Raw genomic sequence first — 22,345 nt, forward strand, 5'->3', positions numbered from 1 at the left:
GATATTATGTTAAAAGAGTACTTGCAACAAAGCAAAGCAGACATTGAAAGTTATTTATCCTCTGTATTAGAATCACCTAATACGGAATATGCTCGTTTATACGATAGCATGAATTATAGCTTATTGATGGGTGGTAAAAGAATTCGGCCTATTATTACAAAAGCTGTCATTGAATCTTTAGGTGGATCTTGGGATGCTTATAAAGATGTAGTGTGTGCTATAGAATTGATTCATACCTATTCTTTAATTCATGATGATTTACCAGCTATGGATAATGATGATTATCGTAGAGGAAAACTAACCAATCATCGTGTATATGGCGATGGTATGGCTATTTTAGCAGGAGATGGATTATTAACCTATGCCTTTGAATTAGTTAGCAAACACACAACATTATCTGCAGAACAAGTAGTGCAAATTATTCATGTCTTAGCCAAAGGTGCAGGGCCTAGCGGAATGGTAGGTGGACAAGCTTTTGACCTACAATCAGAAGGAAAATTCCTACCATTGGATGAATTAGTAGTTCTTCACAAAGGTAAAACAGGAGCATTATTTAGTGCAGCTGTTGAAATTGGTCTGATTATTATGGAGGCCACAACATCCGTAAGAGAGGTCTACCTACGATATGCTGATCATTTAGGTTTATTATTCCAAATTACCGATGATATTTTAGATGTAGTAGGCACACAAGAAGAATTAGGTAAAACTCCTGGCAGTGATGAACGTCAGCATAAAGCAACCTATGTATCTATTTTAGGATTAGATACTGCTAAAGAACGAGCTCAAGAGGTGGCTAATCTAGCATTAACAGCGTTACATGATTCCAACTGCACATCACCTGTTCTTGAAGGTCTAGTCCAATATTTAATGGATCGCACACAGTAGGAGACACGTATGAGTCAAAAAGAACGTCTTGATATACTACTGGTGCAACGTGGTGTATTTGAAAGTAGAGAAAAAGCCAAGGCTGCTATTATGGCGGGGCTTATCTTTTCTGGTACACAGAGATTGGATAAAGCTGGTACTAAAGTTTCAGTAGATACACATTTGGAGGTAAAAGGTAATACCTTACCATATGTAAGCCGTGGTGGCTTAAAGTTGGAAAAAGCCATCGAGTTATATCCTATCGATCTAACGAATGCCGTAATGGTAGATATTGGTGCTTCCACAGGAGGGTTTACAGACTGTGCCTTACAGCATGGAGCAGCCAAAGTGTTCGCCATTGATGTAGGGTATAATCAACTAGCCTGGAAGTTACGACAAGATCCTAGAGTCATTAATATGGAAAAACAAAATATTCGCACCGTTACTCCAGTACAATTAGGGGAACTTAGCGATTTTATTTCCATAGATGTAGCATTTATCTCTTTGGATAAAGTGTTACCTGTAGCGACTACTTTACTTAAAGATACTGGTTCTTTAGTAGCTTTAATCAAGCCTCAGTTTGAGGCTGGTAAAGAACTAGTCGGTAAAGGTGGAATAGTACGTGAGAAATCCACACATAGATTGGTGTTAGATCGTATCTTGCACATTGCTAAAGATTGTGGGTTATATTTACATGGACTAACCTATTCTCCCATTAAAGGAATGGAAGGAAATATTGAATTTTTAGGATATTTTACAAAACAAGCAGAGGGTTCCTTAGACATTACTGAAGGGCTTATTACAGCCACGGTAGAGGAGGCTCATCGATTATAGGAGGATCTATGAGAATCGGTTTCTTTCCTAATATGAAAAAAGAGAATATTCGAGATATATTATCACAAGCAATTACCTATTGCCATACATATGGTATAGAAGTCTATATGCCTAAAGAATTAGAACATCATGATGTATATGCGTTGGGGATAGAGAAATCTCACTTATTATCACGACCAGACATATTTGAACATTTGGATATGGCATTTAGCTTTGGTGGTGATGGTACAATTATTCAATTAGCCCGTCAAATTTACCCATATAATGTACCAATTTGTGGCATTAATTTAGGGGAATTAGGTTTCCTAAATCAAATAGAGCTTGAAAACTTAGAGATGGCCATTGAAAGAATTAGTAAAGGCGATTTTTATGTGGAAGATCGCATTCATTTAGTGGGAACTTTGCATACTCCAGAAGGAGAACGCGTGCTGCGTCCTGCTATTAATGATATTGTTGTATCCCGCTCAGAACCGGGTAAAATGGCTCGCATTAATTTGTCGATTAACGGTGGACATACTCAAATGTATCCTGCTGACGGTTTAATTGTAGCATGTTCCACTGGGTCTACAGGGTATAACTTATCTGCTGGAGGTCCTATTATGGCGCCAGATAATCGCTCTCTTATAGTAACACCGATTGCCCCTCATTTATTGCAGGGCGTATCTTTGGTGCTAAAAGAAAGTGCAAAGATTGATATTACTATGCCAGAGCGTCAGAAAAATCTACATATCTCTGTAGATGGCACTTTTGATTACGAATTTAGTAATACTGACTCTTTACATATTGAAGCACATCCACAATATTGTAAATATGTGCGATTTAAAGATCAAAAATTCTTTGCTACCTTGTTTAAAAAGTTGACCGCACGATCTAAGGAGGTTCTATGATTCCTCTACACCATAGTGTAGAATTTCAGCATCACTTATGGTTGGACGCCCTAGTTACAGCTAGAACTATTGTAGATATTACTTGTGGCAATGGACATGACACAGTATATCTATTGTCACATTGTCATGAAAATTCTCATGTATATGCTATTGATATACAAGAAGTAGCGCTAACAAGGACGAAAGAAAAGCTTTTGAAAGAGCTTCCACAGGCTATAAAACAAGTGGATTTCATATTGGGGTCACATGATAGTGCACTGGAAACACTTCCTGTATCTACTATCGATTTAATGGTAGCTAATTTGGGGTACTTACCGAATGCAGACCATCAAATTATGACACAATCTGTATCAACAATTAAAGCTTTATCAAAGGGATTAGAAAAACTTTCAGTACATGGATTATGTACCATTGTAGCGTATCCTGGAACAGAAACTGGTCGTAAAGAGGCAGAAGATTTAGAAAACTATATAGCTTCTATTAGTCAAAAAGATTTTCACTGCAGTACATGGCGACCATTAAATCAAGCGAATCAACCGCCTATTTTATATATTATTCGTCGGAGGAAATAATGAAACGTTTTCGTTATAATAAGATAAAAGAAATTATTCAAACTAAGGCTATTGAAACACAAGAAGAATTAGCGCAAGCCTTGGTAGAAGAAGGGATTACCGTTACACAAGCAACAGTATCACGTGATATTAAGGAATTGATGTTAATAAAAGTTCCTACAGGGGATGGACGATATCGATATGCCTTATCTCCAGAAGAAAATATTATGTTATCTAGAACACGCATCAATCGCTTGTTCCAAGATTCTATTTTGCGTATTGACCACGTGTTGAATCAAGTCGTATTACATACATTACCTGGTTCTGCGCAGTCAGTAGCCTTTGCTATTGACCATGCAAAATGGCATGAAGTTATAGGTACGATTGCTGGAGATGATACAATTTTATTGATATGTAATTCTGTAGAAAGTGTAGAAATGGTATTGGACCGTATTCAAGACTTAATGAGGGATTAATATGCTAGTACGCATGGGGATTAAAAATTTTGCCCTCATCGAACATATGCAGCTAGAGTTTGCCAAGGGCATCACAATTTTTACTGGAGAAACAGGTTCTGGTAAATCTATATTGATGGATGCGTTTTCTATTTTATTAGGAGAAAGAGCTAGTAGTGAATTTATTCGTCATGAGAAGGATTCTTTTCTGATTGAAGGCGCTTTTGATATTGCAGGAGATACAGCATTACAAGAGCTATTAGTAAATAAAAATATTTTAGTAGAAGAAGATACTTTAATTTTATCTAGAACTTTTAATCGAAACGGTAAATCACAAATTTTAGCTAATGACCAAGTGATTCCATTGAAGGCATTACGTGAAATCGGCACCTATTTAGCAGATATTCATGGTCAATATAGTAACCAACAGCTCTTATTACCGGATACACATCATATCTATTTAGATACGTATAATGATGATGCTACGAAGGCTTATGAAAATTACGTAGTAGCCTATACTGACTATGCCAGTGCAAAGCGACAATTAGAAACATTGCGTGAAGAGTCGGCACAAAGAATTCGTGAATTAGATATGTTGAGGTTTCAGATTGATGAAATTGAAGAAGCCCAATTACAAACTAATGAAGATACAGCTGTATCTGAAGAATTAGAGAGATTAGATAACTATGAGCATCTTCAATCTACAATTTCTAGTTGTTATGATGGTATCTATGGGGGCAGAACTCCTCTTATTGATGGCTTGAATAGTATAACCAATGAAGTGACTGATCTTGTAAAATATGATAAGGATATGGAAGAAATAGCTGAGTTATTGCGATCTGCGTATTATCAATTAGAAGAAGCTGGACAAGCTTTAGATAGATACCGTGATTCCATTAGCTATGACGAAGAACGCTATTTTTACTTACAAGAGAGAGACACGCTTATATACAATTTAAAACGTAAATATGGAGACACTATTGAAAAAATATTAGCCTTTGAAGAAATGGCACAAATGCGATTAGAATTACTAGAATCAGAGGAAAGTGAAGAATCGCAGTTAGTGGAACGCGTGGAAACCTTACAAACACAAGCGGTACAAGCTTTAGAAAGGCTTACAAAAATACGTTATGCTCATCATAAAGAGATTACTGATGCCTTACAGCAAAACTTAACTCAGTTAGGTATGCCAAAGGCAAAGTTAGAATTTGTCATAGAAGGTACTGAGATTTTATCTCCTTTGGGAGCGAGCCGGATAGAGCTATTGTTTTCTGCCAATGCAGGGGAAGCTTTATTACCACTACATAAAGTTGCCTCTGGCGGTGAATTAGCGCGTATCGCCTTAGCTTTTAAATCCGTATTTAATAAAGCAACTCGTAAGACATTAGTATTTGACGAAATTGATGTAGGTATTAGCGGTGATATAGCCTTACAAGTGGCTAAACAAATTCTACAGTTAAGTTCTGGTAATCAGGTATTCTGTATTACGCACTTACCACAAACAGCAAGCGTGGCAAAACAACATTATCATCTACGCAAGGTAGAAGAAGAAGGTCGAACTATTTCTAAAGTTACTATCCTTTCAGAAGAGGAACGTGTTGCACAAATTGCCCGTATGATGTCAGGCCAATCTTTCTCAGATACAGCCTTAGAAACAGCAAAAGAAATGATTCAATACTTTCAACAGGAATTACTCTAGGAGGAACAATGAAAGTTTTAGTAAATGGAGCAGCTGGCAAAATGGGCCGTGAGGTTCTAAAAGCTGTTCATAATGATACAGAGTTAACCTTAGTGGGGGGGGTAGATCCTAGCCATGGAGGTAAAGATGTTAGTGAATTTATGGGCACTAGTCCTTTAGACTGTAAAATCTACAGTCAATTAGAGGAAGCTATTGAAGCCGTACATCCAGATGTGATTGTGGACTTTACAACACCAGCCATTATTTTTGAAAATGCAAAACTTATGCTAACAAAAGGAATTCACGTTGTGATTGGTACAACTGGTCTTACAGAAGCACAGCGCCAAGAATTAGATTCCATTGGTAGAGCACATAATGCGAATTGTTTGGTAGCTCCTAATTTCTCGTTAGGTGCAGTGATGATGATGAAAACGGCAGCGGAACTAGCTCCGTATTTTCCAGATGTGGAGATTATTGAATTACATCATAATCATAAATATGATGCACCTTCTGGTACAGCTGTATTAACGGCTAAATTGATCAATGATGCAAAACAAAAAGCCAATGTGAAAGCTGCTGAAGATTTAACTCGTGAGAGTCTACCAGGTGCTCGAGGTGCTAAGGTGGATGATGTGACAATTCACAGTGTCCGTTTGCCAGGTTATGTGGCACATCAAGAAGTTATTTTTGGTGGATATGATGAAACATTGGTGATTCGTCATGATTCATTAAGTCGCTTATCCTTTATGCCTGGTGTGGTATTAGCTTGTAAAAAAATCAAAGATTTTGCAGGCTTAACTTATGGATTAGAACATTATTTATAATTCTATATTCTATATAATTCTTGCTAAAGAAAAACTTAAATAGTATAATACATATAACTATACATTAAGTTATTAATATTAAGGAGTCACTATGAGAAAACCTCATTTAGCCATATTAGGTGCTACTGGTGCAGTAGGACAAGAGTTTATTACATTAATTGAAGAACGTAAATTTCCTTATGAAAGCATTAAACTATTAGCATCTGCTCGTTCTGCGGGTAAAGTTTTAACAGTAGATGGAAAAGAGTATGTGGTGGAAGAGGCAAAACCAGAATCTTTTGAAGGTGTAGATATTGCTTTATTTGCAGGAGGTTCTATTTCTAAAACATTGGCTCCAGAAGCTGCTAAACGTGGTGCTATTGTTATCGATAACTCCAGCGCTTTCCGTATGGATCCAGACGTTCCATTAGTAGTACCTGAAGTAAACCCAGAGGATATTGATACACATAAAGGTATTATTGCTAATCCTAATTGTTCTACTATTATCATGGCTTTAGGATTAAAGCCATTGCATGACTTATCTCCTATTAAACGTGTTGTTGTCAGCACATACCAAGCTGTATCTGGCGCTGGCAAAGAGGGGATTGAAGAATTAGATTCCCAAGTAGCTCAACATGTTGCAGGGGAAGATATGGTAGCTAATTTATTACCTACAGGCTCTATGGACAAACATTATCCAATCGCTTTTAATTTAATTCCGCAAATTGATGTATTCATGGAAAATGGATACTCTAAAGAAGAAATGAAAATGGTATTGGAAACACAAAAGATTTTCCATGATGATACTATTGCTGTAGTACCGACTACAGTACGTGTACCAGTATATCGCTCTCATTCTGAATCTGTATTAGTAAAGACAGAGTCTCCAGTATCTGTAGAAGATTTCAAAGCTGCTTGTGAAAAATTCCCTAGTTTACGTGTGAACGATAATCCAGCAGCACAAGAATATCCAATGCCTTTATATACATCGAATCAAAATGATTGTGAAATCGGCCGCATTCGTAAAGATTTATTTAACGAGCATGCTATGAATTTTTGGATTGTAGGAGATCAAATTCGTAAGGGTGCTGCATTAAATGCATTACAAATTGCAGAATACTTGGTAGAACATCAATCTTTCTAATCATATATTTCAGGGGGTGCTAAGATGACAACATTTGGAAATATCTTAACAGCAATGATCACTCCTTTTACTGACGATGGTCATGTAAATTTTCAAGAAGCACTACGTTTAGCCGGATACTTATTAGATAATGGGTCTGATGGGTTAATTGTATGTGGCACTACTGGTGAAGGTCCAAATATTGATGATCGTGATAAACTTGAGCTATTTACATTAATCGCTAAAGAGTATGGTCATCGTGCTAGCATTATTGCGAATACAGGTAGTAATTCTACTAAAAAATCGATCGCTTTAACGAAGGCTGCTAGCCATACTGGTGTTCATGGCGTGATGGCTGTGGTACCATATTATAACAAACCCAATCAAGAAGGTTGTTATTTACATTTTAAAGCAGTTGCAGACAGTACTGATTTACCCGTTATGCTATATAATGTACCGGGTCGAACAGGTGGTCGTATAGAACCACAAACAGTAGCTAGATTAGCTAAAGAATGCCCTAATATTACATCTATTAAAGAAGCTACAGGTGATATTAGTATTACTCAACAAATTCGTGCATTACTACCAAGTGATGATTTCATGATTTATTCTGGTGATGATGCATTAACATTAGATGTGATACAAAATGGAGGAGCCGGTGTTATTTCTGTGGCCGCACATATTGTAGGAAATGAAATGCAAGAGATGATAGGATTATTCAGACAAGGAAAGGTAAAAGAAGCAAGAGTTATTGAGCTATCCTTGGTACCTATCTTAAAAGCTATGTTTATTACCACAAATCCTATTCCTGTAAAATATGCGATGAAGCAATTAGGATTTATAACAGGGCCATTACTATTACCATTATGTGATCCATCTGTAGAAGAAGCGCAGATCATCGATGCAGCTATAGAATCATATAAACAATAAAAATTTAAAAAGAAAAAGATAGTAGTCTTATTAAAGACTACTATCTTTTTCTTTATTATATTAGATTAAATATGGTCACGAATGAGCCCAATCACTCGACCTTCAATCACACAATTACGTGTGATGATAGGCTCAAACTCTTCGTTTTCTGGCATTAAACGAATATGGTCAGACTCTTTATAAAAGCGTTTTACAGTGGCTTCATCATCAATTCGAGCAACTACGATATCCCCATTGTTGGCAGTGGATTGATTGCGAACGATAAGCAAATCACCTTCATACATACCGATATCGCGCATGGATTCGCCACGAACACGTAATAAGAAGCATTCAGAGCTACCTAATAGAGCAGTAGGTAATACGAACTCATCTTCACGGTTTTCAATAGCTGTTACAGGAAGACCTGCTTGTACAGTTCCAATCAAAGGGACACGACGAAGGCCAGCCTCTAAAAAATTAAATTCAGGGCTTGACGTAACTTCGTGAGTTTCTTCATCCATTTCTAAAGCAGGTACATCAGGCATATTTACAACGGTAATAGAGCGATTCTTATTCGCATCACGAGTAATATAGCCAAATTTTTCTAATGTATTTAAATGACTTTGAACAGTAGAAGTGGAGCTTAACCCCATATGATCGCCAATTTCACGAACACTTGGGCAGCGATAGCGCTGTTGTAAACTTTCAATAATAAAATCTAATATTCTTTGTTGTTTGCTATTTATATCAGTGGCAGGACGTCTCAAGGGAATAACCTCTCATTCTACAGTATTATGGAATTTAATTTATATACACCTATTATAAATTTAATATCGAAAATTGTCAAATATGCGTTCTAAAAAATTATGCTTGACCGAACATTTGTATGTGTGTTAGAATATGAATATAAACAAACAGATGTACTATTTATTTTGTTCGATATTATTAGAGAGAGGTATATATTATGAATAAATTATTTTCTATTTTAGTAATGGTAGCTATGGTATTTGTAGTAAATGGTATGATTAATACTACAACATTAGAGATGGATACTCAAAATATTAAAGCTGTACAAGTAGATGCTGGGGACACCTTATGGAGTATCTCTCAAAAGGCATTGGCGCAAACTGAAGATATTGATATCCGTGAGTATATCGTAGCGATCGAAGAAATTAATCATTTACAGCATGGTAAGGCATTACGTGCTGGAGAAACTTTAATGATTCCTACACTGAAAGAAAAAACTATGTTCGGTTTTATTACAGCTTGGGCAAATAATTAAATTATAGCATGTGTATGTTCGGTAAAATATTAAAATATATATATTGAATGATAGAATAAAAAGACTGTATATCCTATGTATTATTCATAGGGGTATGCAGTCTTTTTTGTCTGTTCTTTCTCATGTTTTGGAGACAGAATTGTATCTGATTATTTTCTGTATTATATAGTCTATGTACGACTATATAGAGATTCAATATACATCATCTAACTCAAGTAATATGTAGTTAATATGGTGCTATTTAGGCTTGAATATAGAAGATATAGGATTATCTACAAATTTATTGGCTTCATTAATATAGCGTCGAACCATATTAACACTATGATGTCGTGTTTGTTTCATAATATTACGTTCTTCTACACCATAATGGGCAGCTGTAGTGGCAAATCCATGACGTAGACTATGAGCTCCATATAAGGAGGGATCTTCGCCAATAGCTGCCATATAGTATTTTACAATTTCTGCAATACTTTTATCACTGATAGCAGTTTTGCGTACGTTCATATTTTTGGTAAATCCTCGAAAAATAGGGCCTGTTGTAATAGGAACAAAGCGTAGCCATGCTTTTACGGCTCTTACGGCGCATAATGCTTCATTATCTATATAAGGTATTGCTACAATTGCACCTTGGCCTTCTTGGTCAGCTTTAGAGTTGGCAACAAAGATTTCTAAACCTTGTGGTAAAAACTTTAAAGATTCTACGGTTAAGGCAGATAATTCACTACGTCGAAAGGCGCCCATAAAGCCTAATAATAAAATAGCTTTATCACGAAGTTTTTGTATAGGTGCTATATCAGCAGTTTCCATATAGTCTAGGATATCCATTAGATCATCCAGTAGTACAGGTGTTTTACCTTGTTGGTAAGTGCCTAAGGATCTACGAATACCTCTCATCGCTTGTTTGACGATAGGAGCGCTACAAGGGTTACTTTCAATACCAGAAGCATTAAAGTTTTCCGATAAGGCGCTAATGCGACGTGATATAGTATTAGCCTTAGCGTAATCAGCTAAATCATTAATATAATTGACAATAATTTCTGGTGAACTAGGAAAAAAGGATTCTTGTTTATGTTGACACCAATCCACAAAATCCATCCAATCAGATTCGTAGGCATCAACGGTATTTTCTGCTTTGGATAATAGAATGCTAGACTTAGCCTTATCGCTAAGCTTGGAGTTGTTCATAATCTCTTTATAATTGCGTAAATAGAAGTGTGTATTAGATTGACTCATAAGCACCTCAGATGTACTATATAGAGCTGTTGGTATCTATATAGCTATTTTAAACTAAAAAATTACTTCCGATAATATATCGTTATCGGAAGTAATTATATCATAAGCCAAAATAAATGGCAAATATGTTGTTTTTACCAATAGTTTATATACTTAATAATATCTATAACAGTCCACTGTTATTTTACCATTTAGAGATTCATAGTACCTTCTACTCATGACTAGTATTGTGTGTAGGACAAACTATAGCAAAGATTATATTATAAGCTTTTTAAAAACTCTTTTAACACATTCCAAGTAGTAACAAAACTTTGTAACTCCATACGTTCTGTAGGCGCATGTAAGTCATGAATGTTTGGTCCAATGTTAATAGCATCTACAGAGCCTTGTAAATTATCTAATATATAGCCAACTTCAAGGCCTGCATGGATTACATTGAATTGTAAGTCTGTAGCGCCTGTCACAGATTCATATGCCTTTTGATAAGCTTGTTGTAATGGACTATCAAATGTTGGTAGCCAGCCTGGATATTGGCTCTCAAGGGTTGTAGTAGCACCATAAGTTTCTGCCAATTGTGCTAGTCCTTTATAATGAGCCTCTAAATTCTTCGTAGCTGTACTGCGTACTTGCATTTTAAGGTACACAGTACCATCCGCCATACCTAAGACACCAACATTATTAGAGTACCATACTTCATCCGGATTGCCAGGAGCATGTTGTAATACGCCTTGTTCAATTCCTTGAATAAGAGCACATAGTTTTTGTACAGTGTCACCGCTGAAAGCTCGTTCCATGGTGATAGCATCTAAATCTAATTCCACTAAATCTTCACGATTTACTTTAGGGACAACAGATAAAGATATTGTCATATTTTCACCAGCTGATGCATAGTGAGCATTCCACTTATCTTGTTCTTCTTGTAACAGAACTTGCACATATGGCACATCTTGTAAATGAAGATATACATCTGCATAGGCACGTAATGGAATCGCATTAGGCGCACTACCACCGCTTACTTCTGTGATACGAATGTTATGTTCCCCTGTAATACGTTCTAATACCTTAGATAGGATGTAAATGGCATTACCACGTCCTAAATGGATATCACAACCAGAGTGACCACCTTTTAAGCCTTCAATGGTAATTCTGCGCTTTGTCATTTCATTATTCACAGATACTTGTGCAATAGGCAATGTTACGGTAGAACCATGACCGCCAGCACTGCCGATGGTCACTTCATTCATACGTTCTCCATCCATATTGATGAGACATTTGCCTTGTAAATGACTGTAATCTAATGTTTTTACACCTTTGAAAGTAGTTTCTTCTTCTACAGTGAATACTACCTCTAACGGAGGATGTGGAATCATTGTAGATGCTAAGATAGCCATGCCATAGGCTACTGCAAAGCCATCATCTGCCCCTAACGTAGTTCCATTGGCATGTAAGATACCATCCTCTACATGCAAAGCGATAGGGCTGTTAATAAAGTCATGCTCCACAGACTCTAATTTAGTGCAAACCATGTCCATATGACCTTGTAGAATCACTGGTTCATGTGATTCATATCCCTCTGTGCCGGCTTTTTTAATGACTAGATTGTACTGTTCATCCTGGAACACATCTAAGCCCAAGTTTAGAGCCCAGTCTTTAATATAATTGGAAATAGCTTGTTCATACCCAGATTTTCTAGGAATATTAGCAATTTCTTGAAAGTAATGCAGAATATTATCCACATTATATTGATTTATAATAGTTTGTTCTATTGACACTTGTTCCTCCTAGATTAGTCAATATTTGGCCAACCTAATTCTTTACCGCCCAACAAATGTGCATGTAAATGGAATACAGTTTGACCTGCTTTCGCGCCTGTATTTAATGTTAAGCGATATCCATCAGCGGCAAGACCTAATTCTTTTGCAACCAACTTAGCAAAGGGTAAGATACCTTCCACATAGGCTTCATTATTTTCATTTAAATGAGCAATATTAGACACATGGTTTTTAGGAATGATCAACACATGCACAGGTGCTACTGGAGCAATATCATGGAATGCCAAGAACTTGTCATTTTCTAATACAACCTTAGCTGGAATTTCTTTATTAATAATTTTACAAAATAAGCAATCTTCTTTCATGGGAATTTCCTCTCTTATCTACTGTATGATACTTACATACTATGATATTAACTATATCAAAAATATTCTATGTAGTCTATTATTTCTTTCTAAAAATATTAATATATTCACCATCAGATGTTTTCCAACACTCCCATCCGTTAGATGATGAACCTCTTACCAAAGTAGCTGCTGTAGAAACAGAAGGACAAACAAAATCTTCTACTAATATATTGTTAACTATATTAGCAGTTCTTCTAAGATCAATGATACGATAATAATCAGTAGGTGGACATGTACTCCCTTTTAGAAGGATAAACTTACCATCTTCCACTTTTAGTGTTCCATTTACTGTACCAAAACCTTTTCTTTTTGCCGTTAAATTGTATAAGCCATTTGGAATCATCCCCAAATCTTTATTCTCTAAATTTTCTACTCTAGCTTTTGTTGCATTATCAAATACAACATCTTTACCTTGATCTGTAGGATAGACCTGCTTTCCATCAAAGGAAGATAATAATTGGATAACTAACTCTATATCAAGTGCAAATAGTTCTGTATTATGAAGTCGACTTTTACTAAATATATCATCTAATAGAAGTTCTTTTTCATCATAATCATCTACTTCAATAGCAAACTTTCTTTTTAAGCCTACTACATTGCGATAACCATTATTTTCTAATGTATTCATTCGAGATTCAAAGTTATCAATACCAGTCTTACCTATTTTTACTAGACCATCTACGACTGTTGTCATTACATATAAAATTCCTCTTGCCATATCTCCTCCTAATATAATAAGTAAGTAATGATATTTTATGAGAAAATTTAGATACTAATTTCTACTAACACCACATCACTATGTACTTCTGTCACTTTACCGCTTACAATATCCCCTACATTGAATTGGTACTCTCGTTTAGGTATTTTACTATGTACATATTCATTGGTTAATCCATAATAGTAAAAGTCATCGCATTGTTCGATGAGAACCTTAACAGGTTGGTTAAGGAAACGGTTTGCATAGGCTTTAAAGCCTTCCTTGCCAAGTTGATTTAATAAGGCTACTCGTGTCTTTTTCACGGCTTCTGGAACTTGGTCTTCCATCTTAGCAGCTGGCGTACCTTCTCGAATAGAATATGGGAAGGCATGGATATGCGTAAAACCAACTTCTTTGACTGTGCGCATGGTTTCCTCGAATAATTCGTCTGTTTCCCCTGGGAAACCGGCGATAATATCTGTCGTGATGGATAAATTAGGAATCCGACTACGTAAATACTTCACTAAGTCTTTGTATTGTTGCAAATTATAGTGTCGGTTCATGGATTTTAATACTGGATCAGATCCTGCTTGTAACGGCAAGTGTAAGTTAGGGCATACACGAGGGTTCGTTGCCATTAACTCGATTAATTCTTCCGATACTTCTACAGATTCAATAGAACCAAAGCGAATGCGTTCTAAGCCATCAATAGTCAATAATTCACGCACAACGCGGCCTAAGGTTGGTCGCTCAGGTAGTTCAATACCATAGTTACCGAGATGTATCCCTGTGAGGACAACCTCTTTATACCCATAAGCAACCAGGCGTTTTGCTTCTTCCACGATGTCTTCAATTTTTCTAGACTTTAATTTTCCTCGTGTATAAGGAATGATACAGAAGGAACAGAAATTATTACACCCTTCTTGTATCTTCATGAAAGCCCGACATTTTTCAATTTCATTGCCAAATAAAGGCATTTCTTCAAAGGTAGACTCTTCCATTACATTACGAACGATGGAAATCTGTTCTTCTGTAGATGGAATATTTTCTACTAATTCTACAATTTTATTTCGATTCGCTGTACCGATCACAAGGTTGACCCCATCGATAGCAGAAATCACTTCTGGCGCCAATTGGGCATAACAGCCTGTGACTACGATAAATGCTTCTGGATTACGGCGTTTTGCTTGTCGAATTAATTGGCGTGATTTTTTCTCTCCCATATTTGTTACAGAACAAGTATTAATCACGTAAATAGAGGCTTCTTCATCGAAACCAACAGGTGTATATCCTGCTTTTATAAATAAACCTTTCATGGCATCCGTATCATATTGATTGACACGACACCCTAAGGTTGTAAATGCAACTGTCTTCATGAGACTCCTAATCTAGTAATTCATATTGAATCATACTCACAGCACTTAATGCCGCTGTTTCAGCTCGTAATATAGTGGAGCCTAGGCTAATCTTATGGCCTCCACAGGATTCCAATAGTTCCATTTCAGTAGGGCTATAACCACCTTCAGGACCAATGCAAATGGCTATGGTATGGTATGAATTAGTATGTAACTGTGTTTGTAAAATATCTTTGATCGTCTTGTCATCTTCTCGTTCATAGGCACCTAACAAGAGAACTCCCTCATCAGATTGTAAGGTTTGCAGTACCTCTGAAAGTGACTGTTCTACTGTTAATGTAGGTACATTAGGGCGACCACATTGTTGGCTTGCTTCTATGATAATCTTTTCCCATCTACTTTTCTTGGCGTTTAATTTTTTAGCATCATATTTAGCTACACAATGGACCGAAGATACACCGTAGATGTGATGAACGTTTAATTCCGTAGCCTTTTGCAATAAAAACTCGAACTTATCGCCTTTCAAAAAGGATTGAATTAACACTACTTTCGTAGCTGATGTAGACACATCAAGGGTACGTAATCGTTTTGCCATATATATATCTGATTCTTCAGATAATAGCACAAATTCACCTGTATGCCCTTCATGATTGCTCACAATAAAAGGTTCCTCTTTAGAATGGCGCAATACATGAAAGAGATGATGTGCTGTATCTAATGGTAATTGGATACTTTCATCTATAATGCCATCAATAAATATTTTTTTCATATATTTCCTATCTTATGCCAAGGCAAAGGTATGCCAAGGGCCCTCTACCATTTCTTCCATAATAGTCCAGTGGTTAGTAATATACGGCATAATTTCATCATACCGATCGTCCACAATACCACTTATTATTAGTATACCATTATCGTGTAGTTTTTCCCTAATCATAGGCAATAAAATTTTTAGAGGATCAACTGTTAAATTCGCTAGTATAAGATGAGCTTTATCGTGAAAGTCATCGCTTAAATTGCCATGAATGATGGTGGCCTCAATACCATTATTTTCACAGTTTTCCTTGGCCTGCATAGCTGCTTCTTCTTCTAGGTCGATGCCCACTAGGTTAGGTATCCCTAAATGATGGGCTGCTAGTAATAAAATACCTGTACCAGTACCAATATCTAGGCAAACCTGTTGGCTCAAATCTGTGTGAATACGGTGTATATATTTGCCTAATAAAGTGGCACAGTTCCTAGTAGTCTCATGATCTCCCGTACCAAAGGATAGCTTTGTATCCATGGTCATTACCACATCTTGTTCTGTAGCGAGTGGATCTGTAGTGGCATCATAGCTTTGCCAAGAGGGACAGATCACCAAGTCTGGTAACAATCTCGTAGGCATAATATATTGTTGCCAACTATGATACCATTGCTCATCGTCTACAGTTTTACATTCCATATCTTCAAAGGAAATATTAGCATCTTGCAATGCTGTTTCTATGAGCTGTTTCCATTGCTTCTCATCTTTGTCTATGCTTAAATAGATGGTCACACGGCTTAAGTTGGGGTTATTTTCTATTGTTTCTTCTATGTATCCATTACTCTCTATATCATTAAAAATGGCAGCCATTTCATCAATGACTGCCACTTCTACAGTAATGGATATTTCTATCCATTTCATAGATGACTCCTTACTTACCAAGGTTTAATCTTGTCAAAATAACTGTTTCACCTTATCACTTAAATTTTCTAATATGCTTTTATTCACTTTCAAAGTATTTACATCTTCTTTGTTTTCTGCAGCAAACTCAACTAATAATTGACGTTGTTTATCTGTCAATTTTTTAGGTGTTTCCACAGTGACAACTACGTGTTGATCACCACGTTGGCTTGGTTGACGTAAATACGGAACACCTTGTCCTTTAATTCTGAAAGCAGTACCAGTTTGTGTACCTTCAGGGATTTTTAACTCCACTTTACCTTCTAAAGTAGGAACTTGTATAGTAGCACCTAGTGCAGCTTGTGAGAAAGAGATAGTTTGACGTAACACAACATCATTGCCACTGCGTTCAAACTCTTTGTCACGAGCTACAGAGATATACACATATAAATCACCCTTAGGACCACCTAATGTACCAGGTTCCCCTTCTCCGGATACACGAAGGCGTGCACCATCGTCGACACCAGCTGGTATTTTGATTTCTATATCACGACGTTTGATAGCTTGTCCTTGTCCACGACATACTTTACAAGGTTTTTCAATAATTTTACCTTGTCCTCCACAACGTGAACATGTGCGAACCGTTTGCATACGTCCAAATGGGGTATTTTGAATGACAGCTTCTTGACCGGAACCATGACAGTTTGGACATGTTTCTACTTTAGAACCAGGCTCACCACCTGTACCATGACAATGATCACACTCTTCATGGCGCTGTACATTGACTTTCATCGTTGTTCCAAATACAGCATCACGGAAAGAAATGCGTACATCTTGGCGTAAATCGGCACCACGCTCTGGACCACGTTGACCACGGCCACCACCGCCGCCGAACATGTCAAAGATATTACCAAAAATATCTTCAAATCCGCTGCCACCGCCGAAACCGCCAAATCCGCCGCCACCAAAACCACCGCCAAAACCGCCAGCGGAGTTACCTCCGCCAGCAGTGAAGGCATCATGACCGTATTGGTCATATTGTGCTTTTTTAGTGTCATCAGATAATACTTCGTAGGCTTCATTCACTTCTTTAAAGTTCTTTTCTGCCTCTTCAGGATTATCACGGTTTACGTCTGGATGGTATTGACGTGCTTTCTTACGAAATGCTTTCTTAATTTCATCTTGGGATGCATTTTTGTTGACGCCAAGGACGTCATAATAATCACGAGCCATTATCTATGTCCCTTCTTATTATTTTTTGTCTTCGTCAACTACTGTGTAGTCAGCGTCTACTACATTATCATCTTGTTTAGGAGCTTCTTGTCCACCTTGTTCGCCTTGAGCTTGCGCTTGTTCGTACATTTTAGAGGACAATTCGTATAAAGGAGCTGTCAATGCTTCGCTATCAGCTTTAATTTTTTCAATATCGCCAGACTCAATAGATGCTTTTAACGTTTCTGTCGCTTTTTTAACAGCTTCTAATTGTGCTGCATCAGCTTTACCTTCAAAGTCTTTCACTGCTTTTTCAGCTTGGTATACCAAGTTATCAGCATTGTTTTTCACTTCTACTTCTTCTTTTTTAGCTTTATCTTCAGCTGCATGTGTTTCAGCTTCTTTTACCATGCGGTCGATTTCTTCATCGCTTAAACCGGAAGACGATGTAATTGTGATTGCTTGCTCTTTACCAGTACCAAGATCTTTTGCTTTTACATTAACGATACCGTTAGCATCGATGTTGAATGTAACTTCGATTTTAGGTACTCCACGAGGAGCTGCTGGGATGCCGGACAATTCGAAACGGCCCAATGTTTTGTTAGCTGAAGCCATGTCGCGTTCCCCTTGCAATACATGGATATCAACGGAAGGTTGGTTATCTGCTGCAGTGGAGAATACTTGAGATTTAGATGTAGGGATTGTTGTATTGCGGTCGATAATGCGAGTGAAGATACCACCCATAGTTTCAATACCTAAAGACAATGGAGTTACGTCGAGTAACAATACGTCTTTTACTTCACCTACTAATACACCACCTTGAATCGCAGCACCGATAGCTACACATTCGTCAGGGTTGATGTTTTTAGTTGGTTCTTTACCTAATTCACGTTTGATTGCTTCTTGTACTGCTGGAATACGAGTGGAACCACCAACCAATAATACTTTATCGATTTCGGATGCAGATAAACCAGCATCTTTCATCGCTTTACGAGTAGGCTCGATAGTTGCTTCTACTAAGTCACGAGTTAATTCATCAAATTTAGCACGAGTTAATGTTACGTCTAAATGTTTAGGGCCTGTTGCATCAGCTGTGATGAATGGCAAGTTGATTTGTGTGCTAGCTACGCCAGATAACTCAATTTTAGCTTTTTCAGCAGCTTCTTTTAAGCGTTGGTCAGCTAATTTGTCATTGGATAAATCGATACCAGTTTCTTTTTTGAATTCGCTGATTAAATAATCCATAATGCGTTGGTCAAAGTCGTCACCACCTAAATGGTTGTTACCAGATGTTGCCAATACTTCGAACACGCCTTCACCCAATTCAAGAATGGATACGTCGAATGTACCACCACCAAGGTCGAATACAAGGATTTTACCGTCTTCACCTTTATCTACACCGTATGCCAAAGCAGCTGCTGTAGGTTCGTTGATGATACGTAATACTTCTAAGCCTGCTACTGTACCAGCGTCTTTTGTAGCTTGACGTTGAGAGTCAGTGAAGTATGCAGGAACAGTGATAACTGCTTGTTTTACTGGTTCCCCTAAATGAGCTTCTGCATCAGCTTTAATTTTTTGTAGAATCATAGCAGAGATTTCTTGTGGTGTATAGGATTTACCTTCTACATTCACTTTGTAATCTGTACCCATATGACGTTTAATAGAAATGATTGTGTTTTCAGGGTTAGAAACTGCTTGACGTTTAGCTAATTGACCTACTAAACGTTCGCCATTTTTTGCAAAACCTACTACGGAAGGAGTCGTTCTAGCTCCCTCTTGGTTTGTAATAACAGTTGGTTCGCCGCCTTCCATTACTGCGAAACAAGAATTTGTTGTACCTAAGTCAATACCAATTACTTTTGCCATTTAACATGACCTCCTAATACTTCTTCTAATATGTTAATTATAATAATTAATTATCCGTTATGGACTACTTTCACCATGGCTGGACGTACCACACGGCCTTCTACAGTATAGCCTGTTTGTAATACTTCACACACAGTGTCATCTTCCATATCTTCAGCTGGAACACGCATGATAGCTTGATGGAAATTTGGATCAAATGGTTGTCCCACAGCTTCAATGACTGCTAAACCTTGTTTTGATAGGCTTGCCATCAAGCTTTGTTGAATCATTACAAATCCTTCCATGAAAGCCTTCGTTTCTGGCGTTTCAGGTGCTGAAAGTGCTCTTTCAAAATTATCTAATACTGGGAGTAAATCTTCAATAACATGAGATTTAACAAATACCCCTAATTGTTCTTTTTCTTGGTTCGTACGACGTCTGAAGTTTTCAAAATCTGCTTGCAAACGCATGTATCGTTGCTCCCATTCTTTCGTAGGGTCTACTGCTTCAGGAGCTTCTTCTTCCAAAACTTCCACTTCAGGAGTGACTGTTTCTTCTTGTTTATTTTCTTCCATACTTCACCTCTTTACAGTTTCTTTTTCTGTTCTTGTAATTCTTCCATGCACTTATTAATATAGGCTAGGATACCCATAATACGGCCATATTCCATTCGTGTAGGACCTACAATAGCGAGGGTACCTACTTGATGAGGAACATTGAAACTTGCTTGGATAACACTGATATCTTTCACCAGTTCGTTGGAGTGACCTATTTTTACATCGATAGGACTACTAGAGTTTGGCGTTAATAATTGGGTTAACTCATCTTGTTGTTCTAATAAGGCTAACAGTGATTGGGCCCGTTTAATATCGTTAAACTCTGGTTGTTCTAATAAGGATGTAGTTCCTATTGTATAGAATAATTTACGCTTAGCAATGGCTCGATATAATGTGTCACAAAAAACTACATACGTTGTATCTTGTAAATCTAAAGTTACCCGCATTTTATCTAAGTTTTCTTGCGTGATGTCCTGGATGGATACATCATGAAGTACACTATTAAAGCGATGCGCATGCATAGCTAATTCTTCTTTATTAATAGGTTCTGTAAAATAAATTGGCTCATTATCCAAAGCACCTGTATTCGTTACCACCACCATGACCGCTCTATGTTCATCGATAGGAAGAACATGGATATAGGTTATAGTAGATAAATCATGGGCGGGAGCTAAAAACATACTCACATTATGACTAATACGAGAAATAAGTTTTGCTATTTCTACAAAAAAATCATCAAGTTCTTGTTGATGAGTCTGCCATAACTCTTGAATTACAGGAATATCTTCAGCAGCATCGTCTTCAAACCCCTGTAAAGTGTCTACATAGTACTGGTAGCCTTTTGCCGAAGGTATGCGACCTGCTGATGTATGAGGTTGTTCAAGAAAGCCAAGATCTTCTAAATCAGCCATTTCATTTCGTACCGTCGCAGGACTGATACCTAAATCATAATTCTTTGCGATCGTACGAGAACCAACCGGTTCCGCTGTTTTAATGTAATCTTGAATGATAGCACGCAGAATGCGCTCTTTCCTTTCATCCATAGTATCACCTCGTTATTATTAGCACTCACTAAGGTTGAGTGCTAACTACAAGATATATAGTATCACATTTACAACATATGTCAAGTGAAAAATTGGTGAAAGTTCAGTAAATACCGTATTAGTCAAAAAAACAAACTTTTTGATTGTCTGGTTTGGTGAGGTATGTCAGTACTAATTTGGGCAAAGGGAAGAGCAGGGCACATTCCTCCACAAACTGATCCTACGGTAGGTTTGCTCCGGAACATGCCCTGCTCTTTTAGGGTTATCATCAATTAGTATATTAACTTGACATACCTCACCAACACATCCAATTGGGTGGAAGTTTGAGGGCGAGCGTTGTATTGATCCTCTACGTTAGTTCTTACATAGTGCATTATATAGACATACCTCACTAACGCATCTACTCGGTGTGAGATTTAATCGATGTATTCCCCATTTTAAAATTGTATCGTCATTGAAATGATAGTATAATGATATTAAGATTAAATATTGGAAACTATTAAGATATTAGGCTTTGTAAGATGCTAGGACTTAGCTTAATCTTGTTTTAGATTAATGATTTCTGTAAAGGAAAGGTAGTATATGAAATTTATTGTATTACAACGTGATGACATTGAAAATTTTATACATATTGAGCATGCACAGGTTCATAATTTAATAAATGAAGAACATCATAACGAATTAGCACAGATATTGGATTATGTAAAACACGAAGAGCAATTACAGTTCATAAAAAAAAGTAGTACACTCCTACCCAAAGGACTACGACTGCTGTATATCCCACCATTGAAAGAACTTGGTATCACTACAGGTGAAACTTCCATATCATTAGAATGGACTGGATTAGAAGAAGATACGTTATACATCATACAAGATGAAGAACCACTTAAACTACGTATTACGAATCCAAAAGCTGGGGTGTATTATAAAACCCTAGCATAAAATACTTCTTCCATACTATGCAATGCATAACTTAAAATAATCACAAAAGATCAGTATAAGACATCAAGCGTGTAAGTTGTACTGGTCTTTTTATACATTATATCTTGAGGAACGACATTACGCGTAGCAGATCTTGTGGCTCTTCTCCTTTCTACCTAAATTAGACAAATGCAAGAAATGAGCAACACGTAGACATTCAAGCTACTAGTAGACTCCTTTGTAGAAAATTCTTTCACATTTTATCATCCCTGAGG

At 37.0% G+C, this 22,345-nt stretch carries 23 protein-coding genes; 11 read left to right on the forward strand and 12 right to left on the reverse strand.

Annotated elements, in window-relative coordinates:
• Nucleotides 1-6: 6 nt before the first annotated feature.
• From EO111_RS02240 to dapA, 9 genes are all read left to right on the forward strand, one after another.
• The gene (locus tag EO111_RS02240) at nucleotides 7-885 is read left to right on the forward strand and encodes a polyprenyl synthetase family protein (protein WP_127010439.1); all 879 of its coding nucleotides are present in this window, start codon (nucleotides 7-9) and stop codon (nucleotides 883-885) included.
• A gap of 9 nt (nucleotides 886-894) precedes the next feature.
• Nucleotides 895-1,698 carry a TlyA family RNA methyltransferase gene (locus tag EO111_RS02245; protein WP_126940301.1) on the forward strand — a complete coding sequence of 268 codons (804 nt, stop codon included), beginning with the start codon at nucleotides 895-897 and terminating at the stop codon, nucleotides 1,696-1,698.
• A gap of 8 nt (nucleotides 1,699-1,706) precedes the next feature.
• Nucleotides 1,707-2,585, forward strand: a complete 879-nt coding sequence (locus EO111_RS02250) for an NAD(+)/NADH kinase (protein WP_126940302.1) — start codon at nucleotides 1,707-1,709, stop codon at nucleotides 2,583-2,585.
• Nucleotides 2,582-3,157 carry a class I SAM-dependent methyltransferase gene (locus tag EO111_RS02255; RefSeq protein ID WP_126940303.1) on the forward strand — a complete coding sequence of 192 codons (576 nt, stop codon included), beginning with the start codon at nucleotides 2,582-2,584 and terminating at the stop codon, nucleotides 3,155-3,157. The genes EO111_RS02250 and EO111_RS02255 overlap by 4 nt, the downstream gene beginning before the upstream one ends.
• Entirely contained in the window at nucleotides 3,157-3,612 is a 456-nt protein-coding gene (argR, locus tag EO111_RS02260; RefSeq protein WP_009353250.1) for an arginine repressor, read from the forward strand. Before EO111_RS02255 ends, argR begins: the two co-directional genes overlap by 1 nt.
• A gap of 1 nt (nucleotide 3,613) precedes the next feature.
• On the forward strand, nucleotides 3,614-5,290 hold the full coding sequence (recN, locus tag EO111_RS02265; RefSeq protein ID WP_126940304.1) for a DNA repair protein RecN: 1,677 nt from the start codon (nucleotides 3,614-3,616) through the stop codon (nucleotides 5,288-5,290).
• An 8-nt stretch (nucleotides 5,291-5,298) separates the two neighbouring features.
• Nucleotides 5,299-6,093, forward strand: a complete 795-nt coding sequence (dapB, locus tag EO111_RS02270; RefSeq protein WP_126940305.1) for a 4-hydroxy-tetrahydrodipicolinate reductase — start codon at nucleotides 5,299-5,301, stop codon at nucleotides 6,091-6,093.
• A gap of 91 nt (nucleotides 6,094-6,184) precedes the next feature.
• Nucleotides 6,185-7,216 (forward strand): aspartate-semialdehyde dehydrogenase, encoded by a 1,032-nt coding sequence (locus EO111_RS02275; protein WP_127010441.1) that lies wholly within the window; start codon nucleotides 6,185-6,187, stop codon nucleotides 7,214-7,216.
• Nucleotides 7,217-7,240: 24 nt separating this feature from the next.
• Entirely contained in the window at nucleotides 7,241-8,125 is an 885-nt protein-coding gene (gene dapA, locus EO111_RS02280) for a 4-hydroxy-tetrahydrodipicolinate synthase (protein WP_126940307.1), read from the forward strand.
• Nucleotides 8,126-8,190: 65 nt separating this feature from the next.
• On the opposite strand, the gene lexA is transcribed toward dapA, so the two are convergent.
• Nucleotides 8,191-8,871: a transcriptional repressor LexA gene (gene lexA, locus EO111_RS02285; protein WP_126940308.1), complete on the reverse strand. Its 681-nt coding sequence runs from the start codon at nucleotides 8,869-8,871 to the stop codon at nucleotides 8,191-8,193.
• A gap of 197 nt (nucleotides 8,872-9,068) precedes the next feature.
• Between lexA and EO111_RS02290 the strand changes: the two genes are divergently transcribed.
• A complete protein-coding gene (locus EO111_RS02290; protein WP_062402758.1) occupies nucleotides 9,069-9,386 on the forward strand; it encodes a LysM peptidoglycan-binding domain-containing protein in 318 nt (105 codons plus the stop codon).
• Between the two features lie 237 nt (nucleotides 9,387-9,623).
• Here the strand turns inward: EO111_RS02290 and EO111_RS02295 are convergent, their stop codons facing one another.
• The 11 genes from EO111_RS02295 to hrcA all read right to left on the reverse strand — a co-directional run bounded on the left by EO111_RS02295 (nucleotide 9,624) and on the right by hrcA (nucleotide 21,149).
• Complete coding sequence (locus EO111_RS02295; RefSeq protein WP_126940313.1) at nucleotides 9,624-10,619, reverse strand: site-specific integrase; 996 nt, start codon at nucleotides 10,617-10,619, stop codon at nucleotides 9,624-9,626.
• A gap of 260 nt (nucleotides 10,620-10,879) precedes the next feature.
• Nucleotides 10,880-12,391 (reverse strand): beta-Ala-His dipeptidase, encoded by a 1,512-nt coding sequence (pepD, locus tag EO111_RS02300; protein ID WP_127010442.1) that lies wholly within the window; start codon nucleotides 12,389-12,391, stop codon nucleotides 10,880-10,882.
• Nucleotides 12,392-12,405: 14 nt separating this feature from the next.
• A complete protein-coding gene (locus EO111_RS02305) occupies nucleotides 12,406-12,756 on the reverse strand; it encodes a histidine triad nucleotide-binding protein (RefSeq protein ID WP_009352788.1) in 351 nt (116 codons plus the stop codon).
• Nucleotides 12,757-12,835: 79 nt separating this feature from the next.
• Complete coding sequence (locus EO111_RS02310; protein ID WP_127010444.1) at nucleotides 12,836-13,516, reverse strand: DUF4357 domain-containing protein; 681 nt, start codon at nucleotides 13,514-13,516, stop codon at nucleotides 12,836-12,838.
• Nucleotides 13,517-13,563: 47 nt separating this feature from the next.
• A complete protein-coding gene (mtaB, locus tag EO111_RS02315) occupies nucleotides 13,564-14,871 on the reverse strand; it encodes a tRNA (N(6)-L-threonylcarbamoyladenosine(37)-C(2))-methylthiotransferase MtaB (RefSeq protein WP_127010446.1) in 1,308 nt (435 codons plus the stop codon).
• Between the two features lie 7 nt (nucleotides 14,872-14,878).
• The gene (locus EO111_RS02320; protein ID WP_127010448.1) at nucleotides 14,879-15,619 is read right to left on the reverse strand and encodes a 16S rRNA (uracil(1498)-N(3))-methyltransferase; all 741 of its coding nucleotides are present in this window, start codon (nucleotides 15,617-15,619) and stop codon (nucleotides 14,879-14,881) included.
• Nucleotides 15,620-15,631: 12 nt separating this feature from the next.
• Nucleotides 15,632-16,513: a 50S ribosomal protein L11 methyltransferase gene (locus EO111_RS02325; protein WP_127010450.1), complete on the reverse strand. Its 882-nt coding sequence runs from the start codon at nucleotides 16,511-16,513 to the stop codon at nucleotides 15,632-15,634.
• 33 nt (nucleotides 16,514-16,546) lie between these two features.
• Entirely contained in the window at nucleotides 16,547-17,725 is a 1,179-nt protein-coding gene (dnaJ, locus tag EO111_RS02330; RefSeq protein WP_127010452.1) for a molecular chaperone DnaJ, read from the reverse strand.
• A gap of 18 nt (nucleotides 17,726-17,743) precedes the next feature.
• Nucleotides 17,744-19,570 carry a molecular chaperone DnaK gene (dnaK, locus tag EO111_RS02335; RefSeq protein WP_127010454.1) on the reverse strand — a complete coding sequence of 609 codons (1,827 nt, stop codon included), beginning with the start codon at nucleotides 19,568-19,570 and terminating at the stop codon, nucleotides 17,744-17,746.
• Nucleotides 19,571-19,620: 50 nt separating this feature from the next.
• Nucleotides 19,621-20,124: a nucleotide exchange factor GrpE gene (gene grpE / locus EO111_RS02340; RefSeq protein WP_062402738.1), complete on the reverse strand. Its 504-nt coding sequence runs from the start codon at nucleotides 20,122-20,124 to the stop codon at nucleotides 19,621-19,623.
• Between the two features lie 11 nt (nucleotides 20,125-20,135).
• On the reverse strand, nucleotides 20,136-21,149 hold the full coding sequence (hrcA, locus tag EO111_RS02345; protein ID WP_127010456.1) for a heat-inducible transcriptional repressor HrcA: 1,014 nt from the start codon (nucleotides 21,147-21,149) through the stop codon (nucleotides 20,136-20,138).
• A gap of 582 nt (nucleotides 21,150-21,731) precedes the next feature.
• Here hrcA and EO111_RS02350 point away from each other — a divergent pair.
• Nucleotides 21,732-22,091 carry a hypothetical protein gene (locus EO111_RS02350; RefSeq protein WP_127010458.1) on the forward strand — a complete coding sequence of 120 codons (360 nt, stop codon included), beginning with the start codon at nucleotides 21,732-21,734 and terminating at the stop codon, nucleotides 22,089-22,091.
• Nucleotides 22,092-22,345: the final 254 nt, after the last annotated feature.

The sequence above is a fragment of the Veillonella sp. CHU594 genome (genome assembly GCF_003992265.1).
Classification (GTDB): Bacteria; Bacillota; Negativicutes; order Veillonellales; family Veillonellaceae; genus F0422.

Bases quoted from the DNA above. Each gene is read 5' to 3' on its own strand.
- EO111_RS02240 (WP_127010439.1), top strand. From the start codon at position 7: ATGTTAAAAGAGTACTTGCAACAAAGCAAAGCAGACATTGAAAGTTAT.
- EO111_RS02245 (WP_126940301.1), top strand. From the start codon at position 895: ATGAGTCAAAAAGAACGTCTTGATATACTACTGGTGCAACGTGGTGTA.
- EO111_RS02250 (WP_126940302.1), top strand. From the start codon at position 1,707: ATGAGAATCGGTTTCTTTCCTAATATGAAAAAAGAGAATATTCGAGAT.
- EO111_RS02255 (WP_126940303.1), top strand. From the start codon at position 2,582: ATGATTCCTCTACACCATAGTGTAGAATTTCAGCATCACTTATGGTTG.
- argR (WP_009353250.1), top strand. From the start codon at position 3,157: ATGAAACGTTTTCGTTATAATAAGATAAAAGAAATTATTCAAACTAAG.
- recN (WP_126940304.1), top strand. From the start codon at position 3,614: ATGCTAGTACGCATGGGGATTAAAAATTTTGCCCTCATCGAACATATG.
- dapB (WP_126940305.1), top strand. From the start codon at position 5,299: ATGAAAGTTTTAGTAAATGGAGCAGCTGGCAAAATGGGCCGTGAGGTT.
- EO111_RS02275 (WP_127010441.1), top strand. From the start codon at position 6,185: ATGAGAAAACCTCATTTAGCCATATTAGGTGCTACTGGTGCAGTAGGA.
- dapA (WP_126940307.1), top strand. From the start codon at position 7,241: ATGACAACATTTGGAAATATCTTAACAGCAATGATCACTCCTTTTACT.
- EO111_RS02290 (WP_062402758.1), top strand. From the start codon at position 9,069: ATGAATAAATTATTTTCTATTTTAGTAATGGTAGCTATGGTATTTGTA.
- EO111_RS02295 (WP_126940313.1), bottom strand. From the start codon at position 10,619: ATGAGTCAATCTAATACACACTTCTATTTACGCAATTATAAAGAGATT.
- EO111_RS02305 (WP_009352788.1), bottom strand. From the start codon at position 12,756: ATGAAAGAAGATTGCTTATTTTGTAAAATTATTAATAAAGAAATTCCA.
- EO111_RS02310 (WP_127010444.1), bottom strand. From the start codon at position 13,516: ATGGCAAGAGGAATTTTATATGTAATGACAACAGTCGTAGATGGTCTA.
- mtaB (WP_127010446.1), bottom strand. From the start codon at position 14,871: ATGAAGACAGTTGCATTTACAACCTTAGGGTGTCGTGTCAATCAATAT.
- EO111_RS02320 (WP_127010448.1), bottom strand. From the start codon at position 15,619: ATGAAAAAAATATTTATTGATGGCATTATAGATGAAAGTATCCAATTA.
- EO111_RS02325 (WP_127010450.1), bottom strand. From the start codon at position 16,513: ATGAAATGGATAGAAATATCCATTACTGTAGAAGTGGCAGTCATTGAT.
- dnaJ (WP_127010452.1), bottom strand. From the start codon at position 17,725: ATGGCTCGTGATTATTATGACGTCCTTGGCGTCAACAAAAATGCATCC.
- dnaK (WP_127010454.1), bottom strand. From the start codon at position 19,570: ATGGCAAAAGTAATTGGTATTGACTTAGGTACAACAAATTCTTGTTTC.
- grpE (WP_062402738.1), bottom strand. From the start codon at position 20,124: ATGGAAGAAAATAAACAAGAAGAAACAGTCACTCCTGAAGTGGAAGTT.
- hrcA (WP_127010456.1), bottom strand. From the start codon at position 21,149: ATGGATGAAAGGAAAGAGCGCATTCTGCGTGCTATCATTCAAGATTAC.
- EO111_RS02350 (WP_127010458.1), top strand. From the start codon at position 21,732: ATGAAATTTATTGTATTACAACGTGATGACATTGAAAATTTTATACAT.